We start from the raw sequence: 20,179 nt of genomic DNA on the forward strand, positions 1-20,179 counted from the left end.
CGGTGAGTCTCAGGCGGGACCGGTCAGGGCCTGGACGATCCGGAGCCACGTATCGCCGTGCGGATGGGCGTGCTGGACGCTGAGGGCGCAGATCTCCCTCAGCAGCCGGACCCGGATCTCCTCCCGGGCCCGGGGCAGGAGCGTGGCCAGGTCGTTCGGCTCCACGGCGTCGACCGCCCCGGAGAGCACCATGCTCGCCTGGGCGTGCGTGAGGGAGGACAGCTTGTCGTCGAAGACCTGGCCCTCCACGGCCGCCGCGTGCATCAGCGCGGTGCCGTCCCCGGCGTCCAACGCGCGCTCCACGTAAGCCTGGAGCGCGCCGCGGTCCTCGACCAGGCGGAACGCGGCGTCCAGCCCCTCGGCGCGGGCGACATCGAGGACGGCGACGTGCGTGAGCGGGGTGGCCTCGGGCGGCTGGACCTGGAGGAGGCGGGGGTGGTCCTGGAGGAAGGCCCGCGACTCCGCCCAGTCCGTGCAGTCCACCCACTCGGCCAGCTGCTCCCTGAGAATCAGCGGATCGTAGGCGGCGGTCACGCCATGGTCCATGACGATCTCGCGGAGCGCGGCATGCCGCTGAGCGGTGCCGGGGTCGAGGAGAGCCGCTTCTTCGAGGGCGGCCGCCGTCTCCGGGCTGCTGAGCGCCTCGGCGTTCCGGGACCAGAAGTCGCGTGACTCCGGCCAGTTGGGCGCGAACATCCAGGAACTGACGAGGTTCAGCGTCTCCGGCGACAGTTCGAGCCAGGCCGGTACGGGAGAACCGGTCTCCGCCTCCCACGCCGTGCGGACGGCCTGGGGGTCGCCGTACCCGCGCAGCGCCCGGCGGGCCCGTACGGTCACGGCGTTCGCGCCGGAGCCCGGCTTGGACTCCCCGTCGAGAAGGGCCACGAGCTCGCGTACACCGGCCGAGGCGTGGGGCGCGGGGCAGCCCAGCAGGAAGATGCTCCGCTCGGCACCGAGACGGTGGCCGGTCGCGGGGTGGGCGGAGGCGAACTCCGCCACGGTCTCGTCGAAATGCCGGACCGCGGAGGTGTGGTCGCCGGTGCGGGCGAGGGCCTGCGCCAGGTTGACGAGAGCGGAGACCAGGTTCTTCTCGAAGGCTTCGGGATTCTCCAGCGCCAGCGTCCGGTAGGCGGCGGCCGCCTCCTCCGCCGCGCTCACCGCTCCTTCGGCGTCGTGGTCCGCCTCCAGGTGCTGGCTGAGGTTCTGGAGGGCGGAAGCCAGCTCGGGGAGGTGGACGCTGCCGGGTTCTTCCCCGATGAGCCCGCGCAGGATGCGGACGCCCTCCCCGGCCGCCTCCAGGGCTTCCTTCCGGTTGCCGGTGGCGCCGAGATTCTGCGCCAGGGTGCCGAGCGAGCCCGCGAGCGCGGAGCGGAGAGCGGGCTCATGTGCGGCGAGTTGACGGAAGAGGGCGACCGCTTCCTCCGAGGCGCTCAGACCCGCCGCCGGGTCTTCGGCCCCGTGCAGGTGGGCGGCGAGACGGGTGAGTGCCGTGGCCAGGTCCTGCCGGAAGGCGGCGGGCTGCTCGGCGGCGAGCGCGCGGCGGATGCCGACCGATTCCTGGGCCGCCGCGAGCGCTCCCGAAACATCGCCCAGGTTCGCGCGACGGTTGCCGAGGTCGCTGAGAGCGGTGGCGTACCGAGGCAGGAAGGCCGCCGGGTCCCCGGCGGCCAGACGCCCCCAAAGGGCGGTCGCCTCCTCGGCGTTGGGCAGGGCCGCCGCAGGCTCACCCGTGGCGGCGAGGTGCGTGGCGAGATGGCTGAGCATCGTGGCCAGCCCCGGGAGGGCCGAGGCAGGCCGGGCCCGGGTCAGCTCGCGCTGGAGGCGTACGGCCTCGCTCGCGAGGATGACCGCCGATGCCAGGTCTCCGGCGGCGGCCGTCTTGTTGGCCAGCGAGGACATGGAGCGGGCGAAATCCGGCTGGAAGACGTCGTGGTGCCGCGTCGCGACCTTGGCGTACAGGAGCGCGCTGTCCCGGACGGTAGTGAGAGCCTCCGCGTGGTCACCCGTGGCGGAGAGCCGGTCCGCCAGGTTGTTGAGGGCGTCCGCCAACTGCGGCTGGTAGGCGGCCGGATGGAGCGCGACGAGCTCCCGGCAGAGCTCCACGGCCTTGTGTGCGGGCGCCAGGCACCGGTCGAGATCACCGGCTTCCTGCCGGTCCACGGACAGCTGGACCAGGGCAGCGGCGAACGGGGCCAGGAACTCGTCGGGGTGCGAGGCGGCGAGCTCCTGGCAGATGTCCACGGCCTCCTGCGCGGCGGCCACGGCCGTCCGGGGCTGCCCGACGGCTGCCAGCTGCGCCGCCAGGCCGGTCAGCGCGGCGGCGAGACCGGGGCGGAACACCGCCGGGGCCCGTTCCACGTGCTGCCGGTAGACACTGACCGCCTCCAGCGTCAGGGCGACCGCTCCCTGAGGGTCACCGAGGTCGCTGACCCGTCGGCCGAGACCGCTCAGCGCGGGAGCCAGATCGGGGCGGGACGCGCTGTCGCCCGCTTCGGCCTGGCTCCGGCGGAGCCCGGCCACTTCGCGCGCCGACGACAGGGCCCCTTCACGGTCGCCGGTCGCCGCGTACGCGTGCGCTACGCCGATGAGGGCGCGCAGCAGCGCCGTACCGGACGCCCCTGAGCCGCCGCGTTCCAGCTCCCGGTACAGGCCGGCCGCCTCCCGCGCCGCGTCCAGCGCACCCGCCAGGTCCCCTTCCGCCCCGAGCCGGTCGGAGAAGCTGGACAGGGCCTGGGCCAGCACCTGCGCCGCGCCCGCCCCGCCCCGCTCGACCAGCCCCCGCAGCATCGCGATCCCCGGTGCGCCCGCCCGCACCGCGTGCGGCGCCAGCCCCCGCACCACGTACGGATCGACCGCCGCCCAGTCCTCGCCCACCGCTCGCCGCCCGGCGTGATCGACCAGCGCGGCCAGCACCGCCTCACCGGCCCCGGACCTGCCCGGTGGCACGACGGCGTGGTGGAACAGCCGGTACACCGTCTGCCCGTCCTCCGAGTCCTCGACGACGTAGCGGCCGTAGGCGGCCAGCAGCCAGTCCACGTCGCTCCCGTCGTACGACACGTCACCGCCGCCGCCCAGCGCCCCGGCGACCTCCTCCCACACGCCCCCGGCGGGCATCCCGCGCCCGGCCGTCCAGGCGAGGGCCGTCAGCAGGTCCCGGGCGGCGGACGGCAGTCCGGTGCCGTCCGCCCGCACCCGTACCGGCCCCGCCCGCAGGTCCTCCTCGAACGCGGCCTCGACGGAATCGGGCAGCCGGTCCCCGGCGGCACCGGCGGAGGCCGCCGACAGCGAGCCCGCCACCAGCCGCGCGAACAGGAACCCGTCCTCCACCGCCGTAGGACGCGCGGCGACCGCCTCGCCCGCCTCCCGCGCCCGGTCCTCCGGAACCCCGGCCGCCACGCACCGGTTGAACACGTACGCACCGATGTCCGCCCGGGTCTGCTGATCCCTCCCCAGGTCCTCGACGGTGACCGCCGCGCCGGTCAGCCGGGCGAGGGCGTCCGGCAGGGTCTCGCCCCGGTACCCGCCCTCCGCGATACGGCCGGCGAACGCGCTCTCGCGGGAGCCGAGCAGGACCCGGCTCGTCCGGCAGAGCGGGAGGACCAGCTCCTCGATCATGGCGCGGAGGTGCTCTGCGGGTACTTCGTCCAGTCCGTCCAGCACCAGCACCGGCCGCGGGGACAACGCGCGCAGCCCGGCCCGGAAGCCCTCGGTGTCGCGGGGTTCCGTCAGCCCGAGCTGCCGGGCCAGCTCCGAGGCCGCCCGGAGCGGGCTCAGGTTCCGCAGGAGCACGGAGGCGAGGGGGCGGCGCGAGACCGGGGCGGCGTCGCGCCGCACATGGCCGCTGAGCGTCGCGATCCGGTCCAGCACGGCCGACTTGCCGCAGCCCGCCGGGCCGGTCACCAGGAAGAGCCCGGGACCGTCGTCCGCCTCCAGCCACGCGGCGACCCGGCCCAGTACCTCCTCGCGGCCCGTGAAGAAGGAGCCGTCCGGCAGCCCGGCCGCCCCCTCCACCGGCTCGCGTCCCTCGTCGCCCGTCACACCCGACTCACGCACCATTGCCCGTCCCGCTCTCCGTCACACCACCGACGCGGTCATCACGACGTGCCCCGCGCTTTCCGTCCGCACCGGTCCGTCCTGGCCGTGTCCGCTGCGGTGAGTAGCAGAGTAATTACGGAAAAGGGATCGTGAGTGCCGTACGGCGGAAACCGGCCCACCCCCACCAGCGACGCGAAAGGCCCCGGGCAACCGCCGGAAGGCGGCCCGGGGCCCTTCGTGTTACTGGGTTACTGGTGTGGGGCTATGGCAGTGCCAGCATCCGTTCCAGCGCGAGCTTCGCGTACTTCTCGGTCTCCGGGTCGACCTCGATCCGGTTGACGAGATTGCCCTCGGCCAGCGACTCCAGCGTCCACACCAGGTGCGGCAGGTCGATCCGGTTCATCGTCGAGCAGAAGCAGACCGTCTTGTCGAGGAAGACGATCTCCTTGTCCTCGGCGGCGAAACGGTTCGCCAGGCGGCGCACCAGGTTCAGTTCGGTGCCGATCGCCCACTTGGAACCGGCCGGAGCCGCCTCCAGGGCCTTGATGATGTACTCCGTCGAGCCGACGTGGTCCGCCGCCGCCACGACCTCGTGCTTGCACTCCGGGTGCACCAGCACGTTGACGCCGGGTATCCGGGCCCGCACGTCGTTGACGGACTCCACGGAGAAGCGCCCGTGCACCGAGCAGTGCCCGCGCCACAGGATCATCTTCGCGTCGCGCAGCTGCTGGGCGGTGAGGCCGCCGTTGGGCTTGTGCGGGTTGTAGAGGACGCAGTCCTCCAGGGTCATCCCCATGTCCCGGACGGCGGTGTTCCGGCCCAGGTGCTGATCGGGGAGGAACAGCACCTTCTCCCCCTGCTCGAAGGCCCACTCCAGGGCGCGCTTCGCGTTCGAGGAGGTGCAGATCGTGCCGCCGTGGCGGCCGGTGAAGGCCTTGATGTCGGCGGAGGAGTTCATGTACGAGACGGGCACGACCTGCTCGGCGACACCGGCCTCCGTCAGCACGTCCCAGCACTCGGCGACCTGTTCGGCGGTGGCCATGTCGGCCATCGAGCAGCCGGCCGCCAGGTCCGGCAGCACGACCTTCTGGTCGTCGGTGGTCAGGATGTCCGCGGACTCGGCCATGAAGTGCACACCGCAGAAGACGATGTACTCGGCCTCCGGACGCGCCGCCGCGTCGCGCGCCAGCTTGAAGGAGTCACCGGTCACGTCCGCGAACTGGATGACCTCGTCGCGCTGGTAGTGGTGGCCGAGGACGAAGACCTTCCCGCCCAGCTTCTCCTTGGCCGCGCGGGCGCGTTCCACCAGGTCCGGGTCGGACGGGGAGGGCAGGTCGCCGGGGCATTCGACGCCGCGCTCGCTCCTTGGGTCGGCGTCGCGGCCCAGCAGGAGCAGGGCGAGGGGCGACGGCTGGACGTCGAGTTCCTGGACTGGGTGGGCCGTGGTCACGTCACGCACCCTTTCTTCTCTGCGAGGGGCTTCTCTACGAGGAGCCTTTTCGTCGAATTGACATTATCTATCATAACCGCTTCACGTCACTTTGACGATGCCGATAACGTCAATGTGACGCACCCGTCCGAGGGGCAGGTGTGCGAGCATGAATGGAACAGGCAAGCGCGCGGCCCGGAATGAATCCGCGGTTCCGGCGGTTGCAACGTCGGCAAGCAGACTCCGTACAACCCGGGAGAGAAGCAGATGTCCGTATCGGACGAGACCACCACCGTGAGCGACGGCATCCTCCTGTCCGACGCCGCCGCAGCCAAGGTCAAGGGCCTGCTGGAGCAGGAAGGCCGTGACGATCTGGCGCTGCGCGTCGCCGTCCAGCCCGGCGGCTGCTCGGGCCTGCGGTACCAGCTCTTCTTCGACGAGCGCTCGCTCGACGGCGACGTCGTGAAGGACTTCGGCGGCGTCAAGGTCGTCACCGACCGGATGAGCGCCCCGTACCTGGGCGGCGCCTCCGTCGACTTCGTCGACACCATCGAGAAGCAGGGCTTCACGATCGACAACCCGAACGCCACGGGTTCCTGCGCCTGCGGCGACTCCTTCAGCTAGAGCGCCCGCACGACAGCGACAGCGATACGGCGGCGGCCCCCAGGATCCGATCCTGGGGGCCGCCGCCGTATCGCTGTGTCTACTTCTGCGGCACCTCGCCGCCGGACTCCGCGTAGACCACCTTCCGGTCGCCCAGCGGCTGGTCCAGGGTGACCGTACGGGTCAGCTTCTTGGCGATCTTGACGCACATCTTCTCCGGGTCCGGCTTCGACTCCGTCACGGTCACCCGCACGGTGTCGCCGTCCTCCTTCGCGCTCGCCGAGTACGTACTGCACACGCCGCCCCAGAACGTCACCGAGAGCGTCCGCCCGTCGGCGCTGTACGACTGGACCGTGCCACCGGCGCGGGACGTGGCGCCACCGTCCGGCGTCTTCTCCGACGGGGCGTCCATCGTCAGGTAGGCCGGGTCCACGGCGACCTGGGTGACCGTGTTGCCCGTACCGCCCGCGGCCGGCCGGACCGTGAAGATCCAGGACGGCACGAGCAGCTGCTTCCCGTCCGCGTACTGGGCCGACAGGCCGAAGACGGCCTCGTCGACCGTCACCGTCGTCGTCGGCGGCTCCGCCCCCGTCCGTGCGCCGCAGGACTTCCCGGACGGCTTCGTGTCACCGCTGAGCGGCGCCGCGGTCGCGCATCCGCCGATGTTCTTGCGGCCGTCCGAGGGCTGCGCCGCGTTCAGCCGCTTCAGCGCGTCGGCCGCGCCGATCACCGGGTACTCGGCGCCCTTCTCCAGGCCCTTCAACTGCCCGCCGCCGCCGATCACCTCGCCGTCGGTGCCGACCTGGATGCCGGTCGCCCAGCCGTACGTCGGCAGCCCGTCCACCACCGGGTCCGCGTTCACCACACGGGCCGAGCCCATCAGCTGGCGGGCGTCGAGGGCGGCTGCGTCCTGGCCGGTCGCCTTCAGTACGGGCGCCGCCGCCGCCATGGCGGCCTTCTCGCTCACCGGTGATCCCGAGCCGCCGGGCGCCACGTGCTCGCCCGAACAGGTCGCCTTGTGCCCGCAGTTGTCCGTGCCGCCGGAGCCGTAACGGGCGAAGGTCCAGGTGCCGGGTGCCTGCTTGCCGACCCGCAGCACCGGACCCGAGCCGTCCCCGCCCGAGCCCACCTTCCAGGAGGTGCCCTCGGCCTGCGGGGTGCCGTCGAGGCCGAGCGCCTTCGCCAGCCGGGTCACCTCGGCGGCGGAGACGGTTCCGCTCGGGCGCCGGACCGCGGCCTTCGCCGGGCCGTCGGGCAGTGCGCCCGACGCGCGGTAGACGAGCCGTCCGCCGTGCGGGTCGGGCTCACCGGGCGCGATGCCCTTCGGTGGGGCCGATGGGGTGGGGGAGGAGGGTGTGGTGGCCGGTCCGCCCGTCCGCTCGTCGAGGGAGAGCGGCGGGGGACTGCCCGCGCCGCTGCCCCCGTTCTCCTCGACGTGGCCGCCGTCCGCCGCGGTCGCGGCCCAGTACGCGCCGCCGCCACCGGCCAGCAGCACGGCTGCCGCCACCGAGGCCACGGCGAGCGGCGAACGCCGCCTGGGGCCGGTCTCGTCGTTGTCGGGTCGCTCGGTGCTCACCGGATCGCTCCTTCGCCTGCATTGGCGTCATACACCTGACCGGCATATGGCCCGCCCCTTGGGTGCGGACACCGATGGGACGGGACGCGGGAGCGCACGGTTCCCCCGTGGGGCGGCAGTTGCCGCGGAAGCGGGGGCGGGAGCGGCCGGAGCGCGTGGACTCAGCCGCCGTACTCCGCCGTCGCGTCGATCAGCTTCGCCGAGGCCGGCGGCACGCTCACCCCGTGAATCAGGGACGGCGCCACCGGGGCCGCGGCGGCCTTCGCGGGTACCACCCAGTGCGGAGCCATCCGGGCGCAGTCTCCGCGCAGCTCGGCCAGGCCGGTCTCGGACTCGAACGAAGCGATGTGGTTCGGCATATCCGCACCGTAAGCACCTCGGAGCTCAGGAGCAAAGCCCTACTATCGGGTAGTTTTTCCCATTCGGACCGCCCCGGGAACCGGTAGCGTGAGGGGGCCCGCGATTTGCGGGCCCCCTGTCATGCCGCCCCGGGGACGCGGACACCGTTCCCCCTCGACCTCCGCAGGAGCAGTCTCCCGTGCGTATCGCAGTCACCGGCTCCATCGCCACCGACCACCTCATGACCTTCCCCGGCCGATTCGCGGACCAGCTGGTCGCGGACCAGCTGCACACGGTCTCGCTCTCCTTCCTGGTCGACAACCTGGACGTGCGCCGCGGAGGTGTCGCCGCCAACATCTGCTTCGGCATGGGCCTGCTCGGCACCGACCCGATCCTGGTCGGCGCCGCGGGCTCCGACTTCGACGAGTACCGGGCCTGGCTCGACCGCCATGGCGTCGACACCGGCTCCGTGCGGATCTCCGAGGTCCTGCACACCGCCCGCTTCGTCTGCACGACGGACGCCGACCACAACCAGATCGGCTCCTTCTACACCGGCGCCATGAGCGAGGCCCGGCTGATCGAGCTCAAGGCAGTGGCCGACCGGGTGGGCGGTCTCGACCTGGTCTCCATCGGCGCCGACGACCCCGAGGGCATGCTCCGCCACACGGAGGAGTGCCGCTCCCGGGGGATCCCGTTCGCCGCGGACTTCTCGCAGCAGATCGCCCGGATGGACGGCGACGAGATCCGCATCCTGCTCGACGGCGCCACCTACCTCTTCTCCAACGAGTACGAGAAGGGGCTCATCGAGTCCAAGACCGGCTGGACCGACGCGGAGATCCTGTCCAAGGTCGGCCACCGCGTCACCACTCTCGGCGCCCAGGGCGTACGGATCGAGCGCGTGGGCGAGGAGCCGATCGAGGTCGGCTGCCCGGAGGAGAACGTCAAGGCCGACCCGACCGGCGTGGGCGACGCCTTCCGCGCCGGATTCCTCTCCGGTCTCGCCTGGGGCGTCGGCCTGGAGCGGGCCGCCCAGGTCGGCTGCATGCTCGCCACGCTGGTCATCGAGACGGTCGGCACCCAGGAGTACACCCTGCACCGCACCCACTTCATGGACCGCTTCACCAAGGCGTACGGCCACGAGGCCGCCGCAGAGGTCCGCACGCACCTCGCGTAGCCGGGCGGTCAGGACAGCCGGCGGACCACATAGGCCGAGCCCCGGTCCGCCGGCTCCTCCCCCACGTACTCCTGTTCGCGCATCGCACACCAGGCCGGAATATCGAGCCGGGCCGCCTCGTCGTCGGACAGGACGGTCACCGTGCCGCCCACCGGTACCTCTCCGATCACCTTTGCGAGCTCGATCACCGGGATCGGGCAGCGCCTGCCCAGCGCGTCGACGACCAGCGAGGCCGCCGGGGCGGCGGCGGGCGCTGCCGGGGCGGGCGCGCCCAGCTTCTCCCGTACCCCCGCCACCGCCCCGGGCAGCACGTCGAGGAAGCGGTCGACGTCCTCCTCCGTGGTGCCGGCCGGCAGCGACACGCGGACGTTCCCCTCCGACAGCACCCCCATCGCCTTGAGCACATGGCTCGGCGTCAGGGTGCTGCTCGTGCAGGACGAACCGGACGATACGGAGAAACCAGCCCGGTCCAGCTCGTGGAGCAGGGTCTCTCCGTCGACATAGAGACAGGAGAACGTGACCAGATGCGGCAGCCGCCGCACCGGATCACCGACGACCTCCACATCGGGCACCAGCACCGGCACCCGGCTCCGGATCCGGTCCACCAGCGCGCCCAGCCGCACCGACTCGGCCGCCGCCTCCGCCCGTACCGCCCGCAGGGACGCCGCCGCGGCCACGATGGCCGGAATGTCCTCGAAGCCGGCGGCGCGCCCCGACTCCCGCTCGTCGGCCGGACCTTGGACCGCGAACCGGACGCCCTTGCGCACCGCCAGCAGCCCGACCCCGGCCGGGCCGCCCCACTTGTGGGCGCTCGCCGCCAGCAGCGACCAGCCGCCGGGCACCGGTTCCAGGGCCAGCGACTGCGCGGCGTCCACCAGCAACGGCACCCCGGCCTCCCGGCAGAGCCCGGCGACCTCGGCCACCGGCTGCACGGTGCCGACCTCGTGGTTGGCGGACTGGAGGCACGCCAGCGCGGTGTCCTCGCGCAGCGCCGCTCCGTACACCGCCGGGTCCACCGCCCCCGACCGGTCCACCGGCACCTCCGTGACCGTCCCGCCCCGGCTCTCGTGGTCGGCCGCCGAATGGAGCACGGACGAGTGTTCGACCGCGGAGACGGCCAGATGGCGGCCGACACGCCGACGCCCGGCGAGAGCCCCGGAAATTCCTGAGTGCACCGCCCGGGTGCCGGACGAGGTGAAACTGAGCTCGTCGGGGCGGCAGCCGACGGCCTCCGCGGCGGCCTCCCTGGCCGCGTCCAGCAGCAGCCGGGCCCGCCGCCCCTCCCGGTGCAGCCGGGCCGGATCGGCCCAGCCCTCGTCCAGTGCGGCAAGCAGCGCCTGGCGGGCGACGGGGTGGAGGGGGGCGGCGGACGCGGCGTCGAAGTAGGGCACCCGGCCACGCTAGCCGGGCCCGGAGCCCGGCCCGGGACCCGGCCGCCCGCGGGGTCAGGAGAGGGGGCGTCAGATGGCGGCCGGAGGCGCGGATTCCACCCCTTCGGGGAGTCGGGCGGCGCGTTGGGCACCCTCCCCGCGCGACCCCAAATAGCGTCCAGTAGGGTTTGGTCCGCATAAACATCCAAACCCCTGCCCGCGTCAGGGGCGGCGACCGACAAACGAGACGGGCGCGCCGACCGTGCGGGCGAGACTCTCGGGAAGGCGCTACGTGAGTCCCAACGGCTCCGACCGCTCGTCGCGGCGCCCGATGCGGCGGAAGCTGCCGCAGGTGCTGACTGCGGGCCTGATCCTGGCGACCGCAACCGGTTGCACATACAAGGATTTCCCCCGCCTCGGTATGCCTACTCCGGTGACGGAAGAGGCCCCACGGATCCTTTCCCTCTGGCAGGGCTCGTGGGCGGCAGCGCTCGCCACGGGTGTCCTGGTCTGGGGCCTGATCCTGTGGAGCGTCATCTTCCACCGGCGCAGCCGCACCAAGGTGGAGGTTCCTCCGCAGACCCGGTACAACATGCCGATCGAGGCGTTGTACACCGTGGTCCCTCTGATCATCGTCTCGGTGTTGTTCTACTTCACCGCACGCGACGAAACGAAGCTTCTAGAGCTCTCCCCGAAGCCCGCCCACACGGTCAACGTGGTCGGCTACCAGTGGAGCTGGGGCTTCAACTACATCGAGAACGTGGACGGCTCTGCCGCCACGGGCAACAAGATCCCCAAGGAGCTCAACGCCATCCCGGACCGGTTCCGCAAGGACTTCCCCAAGGGTGCTGACGGCGTCTACGACGTCGGCGTCCCGGGAACCCGGAACCCGCAGAACGGCAACCCCGGTCCGACCCTGTGGCTGGCCAAGGGGGAGAAGGTCCGCTTCATCCTGACTTCGCGTGACGTCATCCACTCCTTCTGGGTGGTGCCGTTCCTCATGAAGCAGGACGTCATTCCGGGCCACACCAACTCCTTCGAGGTGACTCCCAACCAGGAGGGCACCTTCACGGGCAAGTGCGCCGAGCTCTGTGGCGTCGACCACTCCCGGATGCTCTTCAACGTCAAGGTCGTCTCCCCGGAGCGCTATCAGGCGCACCTCAAGGAGCTGGCGAAGAAGGGCAACACGGGCTACGTGCCGGCCGGCATCGAGCAGACTGACCGGGCCAGGAATGCGGAGACGAACAAACTGTGAGCATCCTCAACGAACCTCAGGGTGCCGCGGCAGCAGACGACTCGTACGAGGACGAGCTGCCGGTCCGGGCCAAGCAGCCGGGAAACGTCGTCATCAAGTGGCTGACCACCACTGACCACAAGACGATCGGCACGATGTACCTGGTCACATCGTTCGCCTTCTTCTGCATCGGCGGTCTGCTCGCGCTCTTCATGCGCGCCGAGCTGGCCCGTCCGGGCACGCAGATCATGTCGAACGAGCAGTTCAACCAGGCGTTCACGATGCACGGCACGATCATGCTGCTGATGTTCGCGACGCCGCTGTTCGCCGGGTTCGCGAACTGGATCATGCCGCTTCAGATCGGTGCGCCCGATGTGGCGTTCCCGCGGCTGAACATGTTCGCGTACTGGCTCTACCTCTTCGGCTCGATCATCGCGGTGGCCGGCTTCCTCACCCCGCAGGGTGCGGCCGACTTCGGCTGGTTCGCCTACTCCCCGCTCTCGGACGCGGTCCGCTCGCCGGGCGTCGGCGCCGATATGTGGATCATGGGTCTGGCCTTCTCCGGATTCGGCACGATCCTCGGTTCGGTCAACTTCATCACCACGATCATCTGCATGCGCGCACCCGGCATGACGATGTTCCGCATGCCGATCTTCGTCTGGAACGTCCTGCTGACCGGTGTACTGGTCCTGCTGGCCTTCCCGGTCCTCGCCGCGGCGCTCTTCGCGCTGGAGGCGGACCGAAAATTCGGGGCGCATGTATTCGACGCGGCCAATGGCGGCGCATTGCTATGGCAACACCTGTTCTGGTTCTTCGGGCATCCAGAGGTGTACATCATCGCTTTGCCCTTCTTCGGGATCGTCTCCGAAGTGATCCCGGTGTTCAGTCGAAAGCCGATGTTCGGATACATCGGCCTGATCGGCGCGACGATCGCCATCGCGGGTCTGTCCGTGACCGTGTGGGCCCACCACATGTACGTCACCGGCGGTGTGCTGTTGCCGTTCTTCTCGTTCATGACGTTCCTCATCGCGGTACCGACCGGGGTGAAGTTCTTCAACTGGATCGGCACGATGTGGAAGGGCTCGTTGTCCTTCGAGACACCGATGCTCTGGGCCGTCGGCTTCCTGATCACCTTCGCCTTCGGTGGTCTGACCGGCGTGATCCTCGCCTCGCCCCCGATGGACTTCCACGTCTCGGACTCGTACTTCGTGGTGGCGCACTTCCACTACGTGGTCTTCGGCACCGTGGTCTTCGCGATGTTCTCCGGATTCCACTTCTGGTGGCCGAAGTTCACCGGAAAGATGCTGGACGAGCGGCTCGGCAAGATCACCTTCTGGACGCTGTTCGTGGGCTTCCACGGCACGTTCCTGGTGCAGCACTGGCTGGGCGCCGAGGGCATGCCGCGCCGCTACGCGGACTACCTCGCGGCGGACGGCTTCACCGCGCTGAACACGATCTCCACGATCTGCTCGTTCCTGCTCGGACTGTCGATCCTGCCGTTCTTCTACAACGTCTGGAAGACGGCCAAGTACGGCAAGAAGATCGAGGTCGACGACCCGTGGGGCTACGGCCGTTCGCTGGAGTGGGCGACCTCCTGCCCGCCGCCCCGGCACAACTTCATCACCCTTCCGAGGATCCGTTCCGAATCCCCGGCGTTCGACCTGCACCACCCGGAAATCACGGCGCTCGAACAGCTTGAGCACCACTCCGAGGGTGACAAGGCCCTCGCCGGCGGCAAGGAGGCTGGCAAGTGAAGATCCAGGGCAAGCTGTTCATCTGGCTATCGGTCTTCATCCTCGCCATGGCCATCACGTACGGCGTGTGGTCCAAGGAGCCGGCCGGCACCACCGCCCTCGTCCTGGCCTTCGGCCTGAGCGTCATGATCGGCTTCTACCTGGCCTTCACGGCCCGGCGGGTCGACGCGCTCGCGCAGGACGACAAGGAAGCCGACGTGGCGGACGAGGCCGGCGACGTGGGGTTCTTCTCCCCGCACAGCTGGCAGCCGCTCTCGCTGGCGGTCGGCGGCGCTCTCGCCTTCATGGGAGTCGTCTTCGGCTGGTGGCTGTTCTACTTCTCGCTCCCGGTGCTCATGGTCGGTCTCTTCGGCTGGGTCTTCGAGTACTACCGAGGCGAGAACCGCACCCAGTGACACCGCTCCACCCGTGACACCGCTCCGCCTGACGGGGGGCCCGCACTTCTCCGAGAAGTGCGGGCCCCCCGTTTGCAGTCACCCCGCGCGCTGAAACGGATGAATCTTCTTAGCGTGGGTTCATGAACCACACGCCGCGCATCCGTCCCGTAGTGAGCTGCACTCTGCTGGTCGTGACCCTGGTCGCAGGGATGACCGCCTGTGGGGAGTCCGACAGCCATCCGCTGGCGGCCAAGCCGTACGACGCCGCCGACGAGATCTCCTCCAACACGCCCGACGGCGGTGAGAAGGTCGATCCGGACAAGCCCCTCGAAGTCAGCGTGGACGGCGACGACGGCCGGATCACCGACGTGACGGCCGTGGACGGCGAAGGACGCCACCTGGCGGGCGAACTCGACGCCGACGGACACCGCTGGCACTCCACCGCCCCGCTGGCCGCGGGCACGCGGTACACCGTCAAGGTCAGCATGGAGAACGACGAAGGCGCCCCAGGCAGCCGCACGCTGTCTTTCGGGACCGCGGCCGCCAAGAGGTTCCTGAAGGTCACCTTCGGCCCTCAGGCGGGCACCTACGGCGTCGGACAGCCCGTTACGGCGCAACTCAGCGCCCCGGTCGCGGACAAGGCCGCCCGCGCCACCGTCGAACGCGCCCTCAAGGTGCGCTCCACGCCCGCCGTGACCGGCTCCTGGTACTGGGTCGACGACAAGACGCTGCACTACCGGCCGAAGGACTACTGGCCGGCCAAGGCCTCCATCGAGGTCAGCAGCGACCTGACCGGCATCAAGGTGGCCAAGGCGCTGTACGGGGCGCCCACGAAAGCGTTGAAGATCACTACCGGCGACCGGATCGAGGCCATCACCGACGCCTCGGAGCACTCCATGACGGTCAAGCGCAACGGAGAAGTGATCAACACCATTCCGGTGACCACGGGCAAGCCCGGCTTCTCCACCCGCAACGGCGTCAAGGTCGTGCTGGGCAAGGAGTACTACGTACGTATGCGCGGCGAGACCATCGGCATCGCCGAGGGTTCGAGCGACTCGTACGACCTGCCGGTCTACTACGCGACCCGGGTCACCTGGAGCGGCGAGTACGTGCACGCCGCCCCCTGGTCCACCGGCTCGCAGGGCGTCGCGAACGTCAGCCACGGCTGCACCGGGATGAGCACCAGCGAGGCGGAGTGGTTCTACAACACCGTGCGCGAGGGCGACATCGTCAGCGTCGTCGGCAGCGAGGGCGAGACCATGACGCCGTTCGACAACGGCTACGGCGACTGGAACCTGTCCTGGGCGAAATGGCAGAAGGGCAGCGCACTGCAGAACGACACGCCCGACCGGGTCGACCCGGTTCAGGCGGCGCGCCTGCGCCCCGCGGTCTGACCGGGGGGTGCGCTGCCCCTCTGCGGGACAACGGGCGGGAGGCGGGCTCTCAGGCGCCCACGGAGAGCCTGCTGCGCAGCAGGGCGGCCAGCGAGTCCGCGAACCCGACCGGTTCGACCGGCAGGGTCACCGCGGCGTCCGCGCGGCTCCAGGTGGCCAGCCAGGCGTCCTGCGGGCGCCCGATCAGCAGCAGCACCGGCGGGCAGCGGAAGACCTCGTCCTTGATCTGGCGGCAGACGCCCATGCCGCCGGCCGGGGCGGTCTCACCGTCCAACACGCAGACATCGACGCCTCCCTGCTCCAGAGCGTCCAGGACGGCGGGCAGGGTGGCGCACTCCAGGAACTCCACCGGTGGCACGTCCGCCGCGGGCCTGCGCCCTGCCGCCAGCCTCACCTGCTCACGGGTGTGTGCGTTGTCGCTGTAGACCAGGACCGTGGCGGTCGGCTGCATTGTTCCTCCGTGACATCCGTGTCTTCGGGGCCGTCGGAGCCCTCGGTGCGCGAGGGCTGTCCGATGCGCGGATCGTACTCCGCCCGACGCCCTGTCAGCACGGCCCGGGACAGCGGATCCATGGGCCGTTCGGGGAGGACACACCCCTCTGACACACCGAACGGCACCCCCCGGAGTGAGGGCGGGATAAGCGACCGACATAATGTCGGTCGTGGCGACAGCAACGACAGTAGAAACCGGGCACGCGCACCCGTCGGTCAATCGGCCGAACCTCACCAGCGTCGGAACCATCATCTGGTTGAGTTCCGAGCTGATGTTCTTCGCGGCCCTCTTCGCGATGTACTTCACCCTGCGATCGGTGACCGGACCAGATCACTGGAAGGAAATGGCGTCGTCCCTGAACGTTCCGTTCTCGGCGACGAACACCACCATCCTGGTGCTCTCCTCACTCACCTGCCAGCTCGGCGTCTTCGCCGCGGAGCGGGGCGATGTGAAGAAGCTCCGCGCCTGGTTCGTGATCACGTTCGTGATGGGTGCGATCTTCATCGGAGGCCAGATCTTCGAGTACACCGAGCTGGTGAAGAAGGACGGCCTCTCGCTGTCCTCGGATCCGTACGGCTCGGTGTTCTACCTGACCACTGGCTTCCATGGTCTGCATGTGACAGGCGGTCTCATCGCCTTCCTGTTCGTTCTGGGCAGGACATACGCGGCCAAGAGGTTCACCCATGAACAGGCGACCGCTGCCATCGTCGTGTCCTATTACTGGCACTTCGTCGATGTTGTGTGGATCGGCCTCTTTGCCACGATCTACTTGATCAAGTAACCGGGCCAGAGCCCGAACCACATCCAGCATCGACGCAGAAGATCCTGACACCGGGGTAATCCGTGAAAAAGCTCTCCGCACGACGACGCCATCCGTTGGCGGCGGTCGTCGTACTACTCCTCGCGCTTGCGGCTACTGGGGGGCTGTACGCCGCGTTTGCGCCCGCGAGTAAGGCGCAGGCCGACGAAACCGCCCAGTCCCTCGCCATCGACGAGGGCAAGAAGCTGTACTCCGTCGGTTGCGCCAGCTGCCACGGAACCGGCGGTGAGGGAACCACCGACGGGCCCCAGCTTGTCGGCGTGGGCTCCGCCGCCGTGGACTTCCAGGTCGGTACCGGCCGTATGCCCGCGCAGCAGCCGGGTGCCCAGGTACCGAAGAAGAAGGTCATCTACACCCAGGCCGAGATCGACCAGCTCGCGGCATACGTCGCGTCGCTCGGCGCCGGCCCGATCGTCCCGACCAAGAGCCAGGTCAGCCCTGAGGGCGCGGACGTGGCCAAGGGCGGCGACCTGTTCCGTACCAACTGCGCTCAGTGCCACAACTTCACCGGCGAGGGCGGTGCCCTGACGAAGGGCAAGTCCGCTCCCAGCCTTGAGGGCGTGGACCCGAAGCACATGTACGAGGCCATGCAGACCGGTCCTCAGAGCATGCCGTCCTTCCCCGACACGACGATGCCCAATCAGCAGAAGAAGGACATCATCGCGTACGTCCGGACCGTGAACAGCGCGCAGGCCGAGAGCCCCGGTGGCCTCAAGCTGGGCGGCCTCGGTCCGGTCAGCGAGGGTCTGTTCGGCTGGATCTTCGGGCTCGGCGCACTGATCGCAGTTGCCATCTGGGTCGCGGCCCACACCGCTAAGGCCAAGAAGTCATGAGTAGCCAAGAGATTCCAGAAGAGAACCTGCCCGCAGAGCAGGTCCCCGCGCACGGCGCGGTAGAGGGCGCGGACGATCCGTTCGCGGACCCGGGGCTGCCGGCCCACCAGCCGCGCATCCAGGACATCGACGAACGGGCCGCGGACCGGTCCGAGCGCGTGGTCGCGTTCTTGTTCACGCTGTCCATGCTTGCGACGGTCGGCTTCATCGCCTCCTACGTCATCTTCCCGGTCGACCAGATCGTCTACATCTTCCCGTTCGGTCATGTGAGCGCGCTCAACTTCTCCCTGGGTCTGACCCTGGGCGTGGCGCTCTTCGCGATCGGCGCGGGAGCCGTCCACTGGGCGCGCACCCTGATGTCGGACGTGGAGGTCGCCGACGAGCGGCACGCCATCGCGGCCGAGCCCGAGGTCAAGGCGAAGGTCCTGGCGGACTTCGCGGCCGGTGCGGAGGAGTCCGCGTTCGGCCGGCGCAAGCTGATCCGCAACACGATGTTCGGCGCGCTGGCCCTGGTGCCGCTCGCCGGTGTGGTGCTGCTGCGCGACCTCGGTCCGCTGCCGGAGAAGAAGCTCCGCTCGACCCTGTGGGCCAAGGGCAAGCAGCTCATCAACATGAACACGAATGAGCCGCTCCGCCCCGAGGACGTCGCGGTGGGTTCGCTCACCTTCGCCATGCCCGAGGGCCTGGAGGAGGACGCACACGACTTCCAGACGCAGATCGCCAAGGCTGCGCTGATGATCATTCGCATCGAGCCGTCCAACATCAAGGACAAGCGCGAGCGCGAGTGGGCCCACGAGGGCATCGTGGCCTTCTCGAAGATCTGCACCCACGTCGGCTGCCCGATCAGCCTGTACGAGCAGCAGACGCACCACGTGCTCTGCCCGTGCCACCAGTCAACCTTCGACCTCTCCGACGGCGCCCGCGTCATCTTCGGTCCGGCCGGTCACGCCCTCCCGCAGCTGCGGATCGGCGTGAACAGCGAGGGCAACCTCGAGGCGCTCGGTGACTTCGAAGAGCCCGTCGGTCCTGCATTCTGGGAGCGCGGATGAGTACTGCGACCGATACGAAGCGCAAGGCGCCCGCCGGTGAGAAGATGGCCGACTGGGCGGACGGCCGGCTCGGGATCTACTCCCTGGCCAAGGCCAACATGCGCAAGATCTTCCCGGACCACTGGTCCTTCATGCTCGGTGAGATCTGCCTCTACAGCTTCATCATCATCATCCTCACGGGTGTGTACCTGACGCTGTTCTTCCACCCGAGCATGGCCGAGACCGTCTACCACGGTCCGTACGAGCCCATGCAGGGCATCCGGATGTCGGAGGCCTACGCCTCGACGCTGGACATCAGCTTCGACGTCCGCGGTGGTCTGCTCGTCCGGCAGATCCACCACTGGGCCGCGCTGATCTTCCTGGCCGGCATGTTCGTGCACATGATGCGCGTGTTCTTCACGGGCGCGTTCCGCAAGCCGCGCGAGATCAACTGGCTGTTCGGCTTCCTGCTGTTCGTGCTCGGTATGTTCACCGGCTTCACCGGCTACTCGCTCCCGGACGACCTGCTCTCGGGTACGGGTGTCCGCTTCACCCAGGGCGCGATCCTGTCGATGCCGATCGTCGGCACCTACATCTCGATGTTCCTGTTCGGCGGGGAGTTCCCGGGCGGCGACTTCGTCGCGCGGTTCTACTCGGTGCACATCCTGCTGCTGCCGGGCATCATGCTCGGGCTGCTGGTGGGCCACCTCATCCTGGTCTTCTACCACAAGCACACGCAGTTCGCGGGTCCCGGCCGGACCAACAAGAACGTCGTGGGCATGCCGCTGCTGCCGGTGTACATGGCGAAGGCCGGAGGCTTCTTCTTCCTGGTCTTCGGTGTCATCGCCGTCATCGCGGGCATCGCCTCGATCAACCCGATCTGGGCCATCGGCCCGTACCGCCCGGACCAGGTGTCCACCGGCGCCCAGCCCGACTGGTACATGGGCTTCGCCGAGGGTCTCGTCCGAGTGATGCCGGGCTGGGAGATCAACCTCTGGGGTCATACGCTCGTCCTGGGCGTGCTCATCCCCCTGGTGCTCTTCGGGCTCATCCTGGGCGCGATCGCGATGTACCCGTTCATCGAGTCCTGGGTCACCGGGGACAAGCGCGAGCACCACATCCTGGACCGCCCGCGCAACGCCCCGACGCGTACGGCCTTCGGCGTGGCGTGGATCACGGTGTACTTCATCGGCCTGGTGGGCGGCGGTAACGACCTCTGGGCCACGCACTTCCACCTGTCGCTGAACTCCATCTCGTGGTTCGTCCGGATCTTCTTCTTCGTCGGACCGGTCCTCGCGTTCATCGCGACCAAGCGGATCTGCCTCGGCCTTCAGCGCCGGGACAAGGAGAAGGTGCTGCACGGGCGCGAGTCCGGGCTCATCAAGCGCCTGCCGCACGGTGAGTTCGTCGAGGTCCACGAGCCGCTGTCGCAGGGGCAGCTGCACACCCTCACCGCGCACGAGCAGTACGCGCCGGTCGAACTCGGCCCGCTGGTCGACGAGAACGGCGTCAAGCGCAAGGTGTCGCCGATCGAGAGGACGCGGGCCAAGCTCAGCAAGAGCTTCTACGGCGAGAACAGCCAGATCGCCAAGGCGTCCCCCGAGGAGTACAAGGAGATCACCGAGGGCCACGGCCACCACTGATCACCTGAACTGATCGCCACAGCAGGAGCCCCGCCCATCCATACGATGGACGGGGCTCTTCGCTGTCCCCGGCGCTC

At 69.6% G+C, this 20,179-nt stretch carries 16 protein-coding genes; 10 read left to right on the forward strand and 6 right to left on the reverse strand.

The genetic code is table 11. The features are described 5' to 3' along the window. Positions 1-9: 9 nt before the first annotated feature. Both RLT59_RS29030 and nadA read right to left on the reverse strand, forming a co-directional pair. Positions 10-4,056 (reverse strand): AAA family ATPase, encoded by a 4,047-nt coding sequence (locus RLT59_RS29030; protein WP_311306133.1) that lies wholly within the window; start codon positions 4,054-4,056, stop codon positions 10-12. A gap of 241 nt (positions 4,057-4,297) precedes the next feature. Continuing rightward, positions 4,298-5,485 carry a quinolinate synthase NadA gene (nadA, locus tag RLT59_RS29035; RefSeq protein WP_311306134.1) on the reverse strand — a complete coding sequence of 396 codons (1,188 nt, stop codon included), beginning with the start codon at positions 5,483-5,485 and terminating at the stop codon, positions 4,298-4,300. Positions 5,486-5,731: 246 nt separating this feature from the next. Here nadA and RLT59_RS29040 point away from each other — a divergent pair, with 246 nt between their 5' ends. After that, complete coding sequence (locus RLT59_RS29040; RefSeq protein ID WP_024488899.1) at positions 5,732-6,088, forward strand: HesB/IscA family protein; 357 nt, start codon at positions 5,732-5,734, stop codon at positions 6,086-6,088. A 79-nt stretch (positions 6,089-6,167) separates the two neighbouring features. On the opposite strand, the gene RLT59_RS29045 is transcribed toward RLT59_RS29040, so the two are convergent. Both RLT59_RS29045 and RLT59_RS29050 read right to left on the reverse strand, forming a co-directional pair. Then, the gene (locus tag RLT59_RS29045; RefSeq protein WP_311306135.1) at positions 6,168-7,643 is read right to left on the reverse strand and encodes a hypothetical protein; all 1,476 of its coding nucleotides are present in this window, start codon (positions 7,641-7,643) and stop codon (positions 6,168-6,170) included. Positions 7,644-7,804: 161 nt separating this feature from the next. Then, positions 7,805-8,002, reverse strand: coding sequence for a hypothetical protein (locus tag RLT59_RS29050; protein WP_311306136.1), 198 nt, complete (start codon positions 8,000-8,002; stop codon positions 7,805-7,807). A gap of 179 nt (positions 8,003-8,181) precedes the next feature. On the opposite strand from RLT59_RS29050, the gene RLT59_RS29055 reads away from it, so the two are divergent. Then, the gene (locus RLT59_RS29055) at positions 8,182-9,156 is read left to right on the forward strand and encodes a carbohydrate kinase family protein (RefSeq protein WP_311306137.1); all 975 of its coding nucleotides are present in this window, start codon (positions 8,182-8,184) and stop codon (positions 9,154-9,156) included. Between the two features lie 8 nt (positions 9,157-9,164). Here the strand turns inward: RLT59_RS29055 and RLT59_RS29060 are convergent, their stop codons facing one another. Continuing rightward, positions 9,165-10,547, reverse strand: coding sequence for a cysteine desulfurase/sulfurtransferase TusA family protein (locus RLT59_RS29060; RefSeq protein ID WP_311306138.1), 1,383 nt, complete (start codon positions 10,545-10,547; stop codon positions 9,165-9,167). 271 nt (positions 10,548-10,818) lie between these two features. On the opposite strand from RLT59_RS29060, the gene coxB reads away from it, so the two are divergent. From coxB to RLT59_RS29080, 4 genes are all read left to right on the forward strand, one after another. Next, complete coding sequence (coxB, locus tag RLT59_RS29065; protein WP_311306139.1) at positions 10,819-11,781, forward strand: aa3-type cytochrome oxidase subunit II; 963 nt, start codon at positions 10,819-10,821, stop codon at positions 11,779-11,781. After that, complete coding sequence (gene ctaD / locus RLT59_RS29070; protein ID WP_311306140.1) at positions 11,778-13,514, forward strand: aa3-type cytochrome oxidase subunit I; 1,737 nt, start codon at positions 11,778-11,780, stop codon at positions 13,512-13,514. Before coxB ends, ctaD begins: the two co-directional genes overlap by 4 nt. Then, positions 13,511-13,909 carry a cytochrome c oxidase subunit 4 gene (locus tag RLT59_RS29075; RefSeq protein ID WP_311306141.1) on the forward strand — a complete coding sequence of 133 codons (399 nt, stop codon included), beginning with the start codon at positions 13,511-13,513 and terminating at the stop codon, positions 13,907-13,909. The genes ctaD and RLT59_RS29075 overlap by 4 nt, the downstream gene beginning before the upstream one ends. Positions 13,910-14,031: 122 nt before the next feature. Next, positions 14,032-15,285 (forward strand): L,D-transpeptidase, encoded by a 1,254-nt coding sequence (locus RLT59_RS29080; RefSeq protein WP_311306142.1) that lies wholly within the window; start codon positions 14,032-14,034, stop codon positions 15,283-15,285. Between the two features lie 49 nt (positions 15,286-15,334). On the opposite strand, the gene RLT59_RS29085 is transcribed toward RLT59_RS29080, so the two are convergent. Next, positions 15,335-15,736, reverse strand: a complete 402-nt coding sequence (locus RLT59_RS29085; RefSeq protein WP_311306143.1) for a hypothetical protein — start codon at positions 15,734-15,736, stop codon at positions 15,335-15,337. Positions 15,737-15,938: 202 nt separating this feature from the next. Here RLT59_RS29085 and RLT59_RS29090 point away from each other — a divergent pair, with 202 nt between their 5' ends. From RLT59_RS29090 to RLT59_RS29105, 4 genes are all read left to right on the forward strand, one after another. Then, the gene (locus RLT59_RS29090) at positions 15,939-16,559 is read left to right on the forward strand and encodes an aa3-type cytochrome oxidase subunit III (protein ID WP_024494183.1); all 621 of its coding nucleotides are present in this window, start codon (positions 15,939-15,941) and stop codon (positions 16,557-16,559) included. Positions 16,560-16,621: 62 nt separating this feature from the next. After that, positions 16,622-17,431, forward strand: coding sequence for a cytochrome bc1 complex diheme cytochrome c subunit (locus RLT59_RS29095; protein WP_311306144.1), 810 nt, complete (start codon positions 16,622-16,624; stop codon positions 17,429-17,431). Beyond that, complete coding sequence (locus tag RLT59_RS29100; protein ID WP_311306145.1) at positions 17,428-18,480, forward strand: cytochrome bc1 complex Rieske iron-sulfur subunit; 1,053 nt, start codon at positions 17,428-17,430, stop codon at positions 18,478-18,480. Before RLT59_RS29095 ends, RLT59_RS29100 begins: the two co-directional genes overlap by 4 nt. Continuing rightward, positions 18,477-20,102 carry a cytochrome bc1 complex cytochrome b subunit gene (locus RLT59_RS29105; RefSeq protein ID WP_311306146.1) on the forward strand — a complete coding sequence of 542 codons (1,626 nt, stop codon included), beginning with the start codon at positions 18,477-18,479 and terminating at the stop codon, positions 20,100-20,102. The genes RLT59_RS29100 and RLT59_RS29105 overlap by 4 nt, the downstream gene beginning before the upstream one ends. The last annotated feature ends 77 nt before the right edge of the window (positions 20,103-20,179 follow it).

Source organism: Streptomyces sp. ITFR-6, assembly GCF_031844725.1.
Lineage (GTDB): Bacteria > Actinomycetota > Actinomycetes > Streptomycetales > Streptomycetaceae > Streptomyces.

Coding starts and splice junctions, on each gene's coding strand:
- RLT59_RS29030 (WP_311306133.1), bottom strand. CDS start 4,056: ATGGTGCGTGAGTCGGGTGTGACGGGCGACGAGGGACGCGAGCCGGTG.
- RLT59_RS29040 (WP_024488899.1), top strand. CDS start 5,732: ATGTCCGTATCGGACGAGACCACCACCGTGAGCGACGGCATCCTCCTG.
- RLT59_RS29050 (WP_311306136.1), bottom strand. CDS start 8,002: ATGCCGAACCACATCGCTTCGTTCGAGTCCGAGACCGGCCTGGCCGAG.
- RLT59_RS29080 (WP_311306142.1), top strand. CDS start 14,032: ATGAACCACACGCCGCGCATCCGTCCCGTAGTGAGCTGCACTCTGCTG.
- RLT59_RS29085 (WP_311306143.1), bottom strand. CDS start 15,736: ATGCAGCCGACCGCCACGGTCCTGGTCTACAGCGACAACGCACACACC.
- RLT59_RS29090 (WP_024494183.1), top strand. CDS start 15,939: ATGTCGGTCGTGGCGACAGCAACGACAGTAGAAACCGGGCACGCGCAC.
- RLT59_RS29100 (WP_311306145.1), top strand. CDS start 17,428: ATGAGTAGCCAAGAGATTCCAGAAGAGAACCTGCCCGCAGAGCAGGTC.
- RLT59_RS29105 (WP_311306146.1), top strand. CDS start 18,477: ATGAGTACTGCGACCGATACGAAGCGCAAGGCGCCCGCCGGTGAGAAG.